Origin of the sequence: Bacteroides sp. UBA939 (assembly GCF_002293435.1) — a bacterium.
In the GTDB taxonomy this organism is placed as follows: Bacteria; Bacteroidota; Bacteroidia; order Bacteroidales; family Bacteroidaceae; genus Bacteroides.
Genome location: NZ_DBDF01000077.1, coordinates 46528 through 56136, shown reverse-complemented (window position 1 = coordinate 56136; position 9609 = coordinate 46528). Strand labels below are relative to the sequence as shown.

Sequence of the window (9609 nt, the reverse complement as noted above, 5' to 3'; positions counted from 1 at the left end):
CCCAGGAGGAGGAGAATAGAGATACTACTGATAATCATAATATAATGCAAGGTTTTAAACCCTCTCCTTCCGCTATTTCAACCCCTTTTTTTACCCTATTAATAAACGTTGCCCACGTTTTTTAAAAACGATGGGCATATTCTTTAAAAACGCGACAAGGATTTATAAGAACTCTACCTCCGGTTATTAGCGTAGAGTTTTAAATCATTGTATAATCCCACTTATCTACCTTTAGGCGCGGATTACACGGATTCTTTTTCCTTAGATGATAATTTATTGGAGGCGGTGAGACTATTGTTAATATTATTCCTTTCACCTTTTTCAGGCTATACTTGCCAAAAAGCCCTATTTTCCCCCGCCCAGAATATATTCTGAGGGGGGTGGAATGAGTATACGACTGAGATAGGTTCAGTCGTATACTGAGATAGGCTCAGTCGTATAGTGAATAGGGTTCATTATACGACTGATTTATGATGACTAACAGAGAAGTTTCTTTTGTCCTAAATTACGAATTCAAAATTCATAATTCAAAATTCATAATTCATTTAATTATCCGGAAGTTACCACTGACATGTAACACAGACAGCATATACACCATACCATTGTAATAACGGAACCTGCCCGTAGGCAACGGCTCATCCCATAGTCTCTGCAAGTATTCCTTCGCCAGGTTCTTGTCCTTCAACGCAAAGGCGCCGACAGCATTAGCACCTGCCATTCCCGCCGAATATCCACCGGCAGGCGCCGAACCGTCCAGGTTGAACTGCCCGTGCACATAGTTATCTTGCTTGAAGAAGTTCAGCAACCGGGTCATCATGTCCGTCTGGTTGGCAGCATCCTTCCCGAACCAATAATAATCCATCCCGACGTTCATGGCGCACCGGATAGCGTCGAACTGGTATCTCTTGGCATCATAATCCTTCTTCCAGCGCGGCTGCAAAGGACTACCGTCGAAGGCGGAATAATCGGGGAACAAACCCGTCTGCTTATGCGATGCATTGACCAACAGTCGACGGGCGGCATCGGGCGTCTGCTTCCAGAACTCCTTATTAGTGACAGACCACATGGCCCAAAGTTCAAAGAAAGCAGGCAGATTATAAGAAGGGTCGGTATAATGCCACATTTCGTTTTGCGGCACAAATGTAACGAGCTTGCTATCGGTATTGAACAGGCTGTAAATACCCTGAGAACCATCTTTGGACATGATATCTTTCAGAATCTTCTGTGCTTCCAGAGAATAGTTGAATGCCCCGTCATCTCCCCAACGATGAGAGGCAAAGAACAGGGCGGTAATGAAATAGATTTCACCGTCCGAAGCACAACTCGGTTCCTTTCCTATTTTATCGCCGTTCGTCCTGCACTGCCAGGCAAAATATCCCGACCATTTACCGGAGGTATAGAGCATGTGTTTCTTTGCCCACCGCCACAGTTTATCGAATTCCGCCTGCTTGTCCAACTGCACGCAAATCATCATTCCGTAGGAAACTCCTTCCGTACGTACATCCCGGTTTCCGGTATCGTAGATGTATGCCGTATTGTCGTCGCTCTCATAGTAAACTCTTGTTTCTTCATTTACAAAGAAATGATTCCATATCTGCTCTATTTTCCGGTCGGTTTCTTGTTGAGAGGTTCCTAAATACTCATTGAACAGGTTGCGGTACTTGCCTGTATAGTAAGCCCCTTGGGGAGTTGACGTTCCGGTGTCTCCTTCCGGCAGCGGACGTGCCTGGGCTTCAGGCGAACAAATGATAGAAAGCATCAGGCTGATGCTAAACAGAAGTAAAGTTGTATGTTTCATGGTTACTAAATTAGATGTATGAATGGCTGCGCATAGCGCAGCCATTCAAAATTCATAATTCAAAATTCATAATTAATCGCGCTCCACCCAGCAGTCTTCGCCCGGCTGAGTAACAACATCATATTCGTAAGTGCGATACAGAAGCGGCGCCTGCGGATTTATCAACTTCGACACCACCGGTTCCTTTATAACAGCCGGCGCATACAGCGGATTGGGGCAAGCGCCATCAGCCACCCGTACGCCCTTTCCTTTCAAAGGAACATAAGACCGGATGCGCAACACTCCACCCAAACGGGAATGTATCTTTGCCGTGTTCAACTGCGCCCCGTCCCACGTTATATCCACCACAAAGCCACCACGCGCTACAAGCCCTTTCACACTCCCCTTCTGCCACACTTCGGGCAAGGCAGGCAACAGATGTATCGCCCCGTCATGGCTCTGCAACAACATTTCTGCAACTCCTGCCGTATAACCGAAGTTACCGTCAATCTGGAAAGGCGGGTGTGCATCAAAGAGATTAGGATAAGTACGCCCCTCGGGATATTCCTTCTGCACTTTATCATTAGGCAGAAGATGAAGCATATTCTGTATAATCTTATACGCATGATTGCCATCCAACATGCGCGCCCAGAAATTAATCTTCCAGCCTATGCTCCAACCGGTAGCCTTATCTCCGCGTTGCAGCAAAGTGTTACGGGCAGCCTGGAACAACTCCGGGTTTGTAGTCGGAGATATCTGGTTACCGGGATACAGACCATACAAATGCGAAATATGCCGGTGGTCGTTGCGCGGATCATCGGCGTCAATCAGCCACTCCTGCAACTGATTGTATTTACCAATCTGCATAGGCGGCAGTTTATCCAACAGAGCCTGCAAGGAATCTTCGTACTGCTTATCTCCTCCCAGAATACGGCTCGCCTGGAGCGTAGAGTACAAAGCATCGAAAGCAATCTGATTATCCATGGTACAACCTGCCGTTATCGTAGTCTGCGAACCACGGTGACCATGTTCCGGCGACATGGAAGGCACGGTAACCATCCATTTATACTTGGGATGTTCCACTAAATGGCTTAAATAGAAATCGGCCGTACCCTTCAATACCGGATAATACTTCTTCAGGAACTCCTTATTGCCGGTGAACAGATAGTGCTGCCACAGATGTTGTGCCAACCAGGCCCCACCATTAGGCCACATTCCGTAGATTGCAGCATCTACCGGTCCGCAGGCACGCCATATATCCGTATTATGATGTGCTACCCAACCTTTGGCATCATAAAGAACTTTAGCCGTTTCGCTGCCCGTAACCGCCAAATCGGCCACCATATCGAACAAGGGTTCATGCGTCTCGCTCAGGTTGGCTACTTCGGCAGGCCAGTAATTCATCTCGGCATTGATATTAATCGTGTACTTGCTATCCCAGGGAGCATACGGACTCTGGTTCCAGATACCTTGAAGATTGGCAGGCTGTCCGCCGGGTTGCGAAGAAGAAATCAATAAATAACGGCCGTACTGGAACATCAGGGCTGCCATTGCCATATCATTCCCTTCACCGAAACGCTGCACACGTACCGGTGTTTCGAGTGCAGATACTTTAGAGCTTTCCAACGTCAGAGCCACACGGTCGTACTGCTTGCGATAACCGGCGATATGGTTCTTCAAAGCCTGTTCGTAAGGAACGCGGACGGCTTTCTGCAAATAGGCGGCAGCGCGTTTCGATTCGTTTGCACTGACATCATGGTAATTCACAAAGTTGGTAGCAGCCGAAATATAGAGAGTAGCTTCCGTAGCTCCATTCACGGCAAGCGCACTTTCTTCTTTATTCACCTTGCCGTCGGTTTTCACCTGCACCTGGCATTCGGCACGCATGGCGGCAGGGATACCTTCATGTTCAGCTCCCTGACATGACACAATCAGTTTGCCGCCCTTTACCTGTACACTCGATTTCAGCGGGCCACCGTATGATACGGAGAAATTCAGAGCCTTTGCCTTATCCGCCCGGATACGAACCACAATCACATCATCACTCATAGAAGCAAATGCCGTGCGGACATACTTCACTCCATCTACTTCATAGCGGGTGGTGGCCGTGGCATTCTCCAAATTCAAATCCCGGTAATATCCGGAAGGGTTATCATGTCCGGGGAAATTCAGGAAAAGACTTCCCATCGTCAGGTAACGCATACCATGCTGAGGTGTCATATAGTTCTCGTCAATCAGCTTCTGGGCTTCCAGCGCTTTGCCTTCAAAGATGAGGCGGCGTATTTCGGGCAATACCTGCAATCCTTTGGGGTTATTATTGCTGTAAGGTCCGCCTGCCCAGAAGGTTTCTTCATTGAGTTGCAACTCCTCGCGGGCAGTTCCTCCAAACACCATGGCTCCCAAACGGGAATTGCCTAACGGTAAAGCTTCCAGCCAGTCCTGTGCCGGACGACCGTACCATAGCTTCATGTTCTGTGCCGAAGTCCAGTCGCCATATCCCATTATGGAAAGCATCTTGGCGGCATAGCGTGCTCCCAGCATCCGGTATCCTTCTGCCGAAAAGTGAAGATTATCGAATGTAGCCGGACAACCGGCAGAGGATACGACGTGTGCCGTAGGAATTACCTGTGGCAAGGTGCCGATAATTGTATTCATGCTGGCGCACACTCCGTTTTGGTCAGCATGTACCACTTCACCCGCCAGCAGGGGCACATCAGCAGCCGATAATCCTAAATCTTTCAAAAGATTATCATACACTCCCTTTACTTTCGAGGGCCAGTCTTTATCATTCGTATTCGATTCTCCCTGGTGCAACAGAATACCTTTAATCACTCCGTCTTTCTGGGCTGTCTTTGCCAACTCAACCAGACGTGCATACGGGTTACCGCCATATTCCTTTACCATATTCTTCAACCAGTCCGGAGATGTTTCTACATACGACTGGTAGTTATCCTTATCAAACAGTTCTATCCTGCAACCGCCTACGGAAACATTGATAATCCCTACCCGCACGTCCGACGGAAGGTTAGCTACCATAGCTCTGCCGAAGTAATCGCCCGGAGTTAAGCCTGTATGGCAACGCGCCAAAGGCGGAACTGCCTTGTACCAATTGCCTTGAGTTCTCCCCAAATTGGGACAATCAACGGCTGCCAACACCTGGAAACGGCTGTCAATAGCCACCGTATCCTGTTCTTCTATTCTTGCATGTCCTTCCATGTTCGATTGCCCCAAACATAGATAGACATGGAATTTCGCGTCTTGTGCAAACGCTGTCATGCCCACGAGAAGCAGGCATGCAAATACGAATGTTCTCATAATATAATTTATTTAGTTAATTGCTATTCAGATAAATTATTTCCCCAAAGAAACACTGGATATCACAATCGGCTTTCCACCCAAAGACCAGAAACCTATAATATAAAGGTGTGAAGGATCAATCTTCGCCCCAGTATCATCAACCATCCGGTTCAACTCAACAACTACCTTGCGTGACGAGCCAAAATCATAAGTGGCAGGCTTTGACCAATAATTGTTTTTATCAAACAGGCGGAATGAAACATTGCTTTCATTAGCGTTACCCAATTCTACGGTCAGTGTTTTATAGCCCGACAAATTAAGCCCGTCAGCATATTGCCAACCGCCAAATCCATACTGACCTGTCACCAACGTACGGGTAGCCTCATCAAAAGTACCTTTCTCCCAAATAGACGGATTAAACACATCTGCCGTCAGAGAGAAAGGAGAAATTACCGTAACATCCAGTGATACCTCCTTGCTGACTCCGGTTGCAGACTGATAAGTAACAGTCACCTTAGCTTCACCCGGCGCCACCGCCACCAGTTTACCTGCCCGTTCTACTTTCAGCACAGCCGTGTTGGAGCTGTTTACATCCGCTTCCGCAGTCACCATCCGCGATGTTCCGTCCGAATAAGTAGCCTTCACTTTGAGATAACCGGAACCTCCCATTTGCAGGCGAAGCTCACCTTCCTGTCCCATCAGCTCCAAGCTTTCCAACTCCCCATTCACTACCGCGCCTTCGGCATACTCCTTGAACCAGTGATACATTACCCACGGACAGGCTTCGGGGTCATTGAGAAAAGTGTACTTACCCGGCTCGCCCGGCACATTCTTAAATGCCGCCAGTTCATGAGACCTCGTGGTAAAGAACAGCCAGGATACATTGCCCGAATTATCTGCTATGTACTTGAAATTGGCGCCAAAGCCTTCGCCTCCTGCCGTACCTGTAATACTTTTACCCCAAGTAGCATCATACTTCTTCGGTCCCCAGTCTATCTCCGTCACCATGATAGGAGCAAAAGCTGCCACAGGTCCTACCTGTGCATCCCATCCACGCTGGAAGGCTTCATATCCTCCTCCCGTAGAAGTGCCGATTCCTTCACCGCTATCCTGCTCTGCATCACTGCCATACCAACCCGGATAACAATGAACCGCAAAACCTATATTCTCACCTTCAATGCGGTGGGTGGCATAGCCTGCATAAGAAGATTGATACGCAAGACCGGGCACCCAGATAATATTATCGCAATGGTTTCGTATTTTATCGACAATGGCTTGAAAATAGATTTTCATGTTGGTGAAGCAAGCATCACCCGAACTTCCGTAGACCCCGTCCGTTCCTTTTATATCAACCGGTTCATTGGCCAGTTCAAACATGACTCCCGAATTGTTCTTCAACTTTGTATGTTGCGCCACGATATCCCAGACCTTCAACAGGAACTGTTGATACGTATCTCCTACTTCTATACCCTGATATCTGCCCGCAGGTTCACGATTCGGACACACGCCGGGAGGACGCATCACCACGTACATTCCTTTAGAAATGAAATATTCCGCCATCGGTACAAATACTTCATCCAGATATTTCCGGAAACGTGTCTCAGAGAAACGTTCATGCCCTTCATAGCGCACACTTGTCATGGAAGGGTCATCACTCCAATAAGGATCCAGGTGCATACGGACAAAGTTAAACCTCCAGCCCGCAGCCAATATTCCGTCTACCATGCGCTTGTTATAGTTCAGGCAGGCTTGTACATCGTAATTGTTCCATGCACTGTTATTGAAAAAAGGACTGTAGGTCTGCGTAAAACCATGCAAGTTAACAATCTCTCCTTCCGCATTTTTAAGATAACGCCCTACTACGCTGAGAAGAGGCAACGTAATATTATCAATCTTCGGTTCCGGTTCCGGTTCCACTGGTTTCTCCGGTTCTTTTTCAGGCGGTACAACCTCCGGTATTTCCTTATCGGAACAAGACAATAATAATATGAACCCCAAGAAAAAAAGTGTTTGTATGATCCTATTCATTTTAAGCCCCCTATTCTTTCTTTAATAATCTGATATAAAATATTCCCCCCGCTATATTGCCCGGTTTACTCCGGAAAGTTACAGTAACTGACTTCTTACCATTGGTCATTGCTGCCGGAATAGGATATTCCGCATTTACCAATTCCTTACGTTTCCATTTTCCAACCAGGTTCTCTGTTACCAGTAACTCATCATCAATCAAAATATCAAAAGTGCGATTTCTGGTTTCATCTCCCCAATAACGAACCATCAGCGATAAGTCGTTCTCACCTCCCGTCATCAGGTTATACTGAAAATAACCACCGTTGCGGGCATCACGCCAGGCTTCGCCTTCAAAGTTTCCGGTGGTTGAATTCTCATATTTCATCAAATGGTCTACTTCCGGTTGTTGCTCTGCCGTGGCAACGGCATCAACAGTCCGCTTGTCGAGCAACAGCTTGAGTTGCTCCTTTTCTTCCTCGGCTTTCCGGAATGCGGCATACTCTTCATCCGTCATCGAAAGCCAATACATCATGTAGCGACTGTCATGAATACGGAAGAAAGGTTCAAGAACCAGGTCTTTGTACTTACCGGTAAACAATCCGGGTACGGTATAGCAGAAAGGCTTCCCGGCTACCGGCTGCATGTTATCAAGCTTTGCCTGTATCTCTTCGCGGCTACCAATAATAAAAGGAGTATCGAAGACAGAAACCAACGGTCCGTGTGCAATATGCGCCCAACGGCCGTCATCAGCTACCAATCCCTCTACATGGTCGGTTCCCATCTGCGCACCCAGCAATACAGGGCCACGCATAATTGATATATAGTTAGGTACATTCGGCAACGTTTCAATATGCACCTTCATAGGAGTAGTGATTTCAACAACATCGCCATTCTTCCATGTTCTTTCTATAGCGATATAAGAGGAAGGAGATGACCCGGCAGCATAGTTCTTGCCCCGGCACAGCACCTTCATATCATTACCGTCTGCCCACCACGGATGGCGAACCAACAATTTAAACTTAGTCGGCTTCTTTACCCTGATTGTCAGGCGGCTGCTTTCTTCATCCGGGAAGCGGGTTTCCTGTGTTAAGGTAATCCCTTTCTCTTTCCAGTTGAGTTCAGAAGCTACGAAAAGATTCACAAACAAAGAATCGTGAGTATGGGTATAGATGAACTCACCGTATTTACCATGATTCTCCATACCTGTTCCTACGCAACACCACATGGCGCTGTTTGGCGCCGAATACACCCGGTAATGAGCAGGGCGCGCAGATGTGAAATAGACATATCCGCCATGCTCCGGATGTTGGGTAGAAAGAATATGATTATACATTGCCCGTTCATAGAAATCGGCATAACGGGCTTCGGGGTTCATACGGAACAGTCCTTCGGTGAGTTTCAACATGTTATTCGTGTTGCATGACTCTGGTCCTTCACGGTCTTCCACATAGCTCTTGCAATCGTCTGCCGCAGCAAAATGCTCGCGCCGGCTGTTACCTCCCAAAGAAAGGGAACGGTTGTAAACCACCGTATTCCAGAAGAACTCAGTGGCAGCCTCATATTTCTTATCATGCCCCAATTCGGCAACCCGCTGATAGCCCACTACTTTAGGGACTTGTGTATTAGCATGTTTATTATCGAGATTGTCCACCTGCGCCACCATGCTGTCGAGCAACCATCTATGAGAGAAACGCTTGGCAGCATCCAGATACTTCACGTCGCCGGTCATCTGATAGGCATCGGCATATACTTCATTCATGCCGCCAAACTCATTTGCCAGCATCTGCTCCATCTGCTCATCGCTCAACGGAGTTATAATTGTCAGCCCCCAGTCGCAAAGGTCAAGAAACATCTGCCTTGCCTCTTCGTTGCCACCATACATCCAGGCGTCACGCAAGCCTGCATAGATTTTATGCAAGTTATACCAGGGCACCCAGTACTTCCATACGATGGCGACATTTCCTTTCTTAATTTCATCCCAGGCCTTCATCCCCTCGGGCACGCCGCCTATATAGCCATTGCCCTGTTTTTGCTGACAACGCTTCAGCTCCGAAATCATATACTCCATACGTTTCTTACACTCAACGTTGCCTGTAGCCGCATAATGAATGGCGAGTGCGGACAGATAATGCCCGCCTACATGTCCGTCCAGACCTGCCCAGTTAGAGAATATCTCCCCCTTAGGTTGCAGTCCGGCTTCTTTCAGAAAAGGAGCCAGCAGACGGTCAACATCATACTGAAGCAGTATTTGTACATTCAAATCGCACGCATGTTTAAATGGACCATCCAGCAATTTAACCTGCCCTAACGGAAATGTATTCGTATACAATTTATCCTGGGCAAGCGTACTTGTAAAGATTCCAACCAAACAAAACAACACTAATAAAGCGCTTTTCTTATTCATGTTCATGGTATTTCCTAAAAATTGAGTAATTAATATATATTGCAAAACTGTTTTTTCACTTTGTGCTGAGGCTGTATGAAAAGTTTCAGCCTACTATCTTTCATTTGCAGATGACACAGAT

At 47.2% G+C, this 9609-nt stretch carries 4 protein-coding genes; all 4 read right to left on the bottom strand.

The features are described from left to right. Positions 1-541 precede the first annotated feature (541 nt). The 4 genes from B2Z67_RS05445 to B2Z67_RS05430 all read right to left on the bottom strand — a co-directional run bounded on the left by B2Z67_RS05445 (position 542) and on the right by B2Z67_RS05430 (position 9488). Positions 542-1798 (bottom strand): glycosyl hydrolase family 8, encoded by a 1257-nt coding sequence (locus B2Z67_RS05445; protein WP_291528802.1) that lies wholly within the window; start codon positions 1796-1798, stop codon positions 542-544. 72 nt (positions 1799-1870) lie between these two features. Beyond that, the gene (locus B2Z67_RS05440) at positions 1871-5092 is read right to left on the bottom strand and encodes a glycosyl hydrolase family 95 catalytic domain-containing protein (RefSeq protein WP_291528801.1); all 3222 of its coding nucleotides are present in this window, start codon (positions 5090-5092) and stop codon (positions 1871-1873) included. Positions 5093-5128: 36 nt separating this feature from the next. Further along, complete coding sequence (locus B2Z67_RS05435) at positions 5129-7102, bottom strand: cellulase family glycosylhydrolase (protein ID WP_291528800.1); 1974 nt, start codon at positions 7100-7102, stop codon at positions 5129-5131. A 10-nt stretch (positions 7103-7112) separates the two neighbouring features. Beyond that, complete coding sequence (locus B2Z67_RS05430) at positions 7113-9488, bottom strand: glycoside hydrolase family 127 protein (RefSeq protein ID WP_291528799.1); 2376 nt, start codon at positions 9486-9488, stop codon at positions 7113-7115. Positions 9489-9609 lie beyond the last annotated feature (121 nt).

What these genes read in the sequence shown, in the direction of transcription:
- B2Z67_RS05445 (WP_291528802.1), bottom strand. Translation starts at nt 1,798, where the DNA reads ATGAAACATACAACTTTACTTCTGTTTAGCATCAGCCTGATGCTTTCT.
- B2Z67_RS05440 (WP_291528801.1), bottom strand. Translation starts at nt 5,092, where the DNA reads ATGAGAACATTCGTATTTGCATGCCTGCTTCTCGTGGGCATGACAGCG.
- B2Z67_RS05435 (WP_291528800.1), bottom strand. Translation starts at nt 7,102, where the DNA reads ATGAATAGGATCATACAAACACTTTTTTTCTTGGGGTTCATATTATTA.
- B2Z67_RS05430 (WP_291528799.1), bottom strand. Translation starts at nt 9,488, where the DNA reads ATGAATAAGAAAAGCGCTTTATTAGTGTTGTTTTGTTTGGTTGGAATC.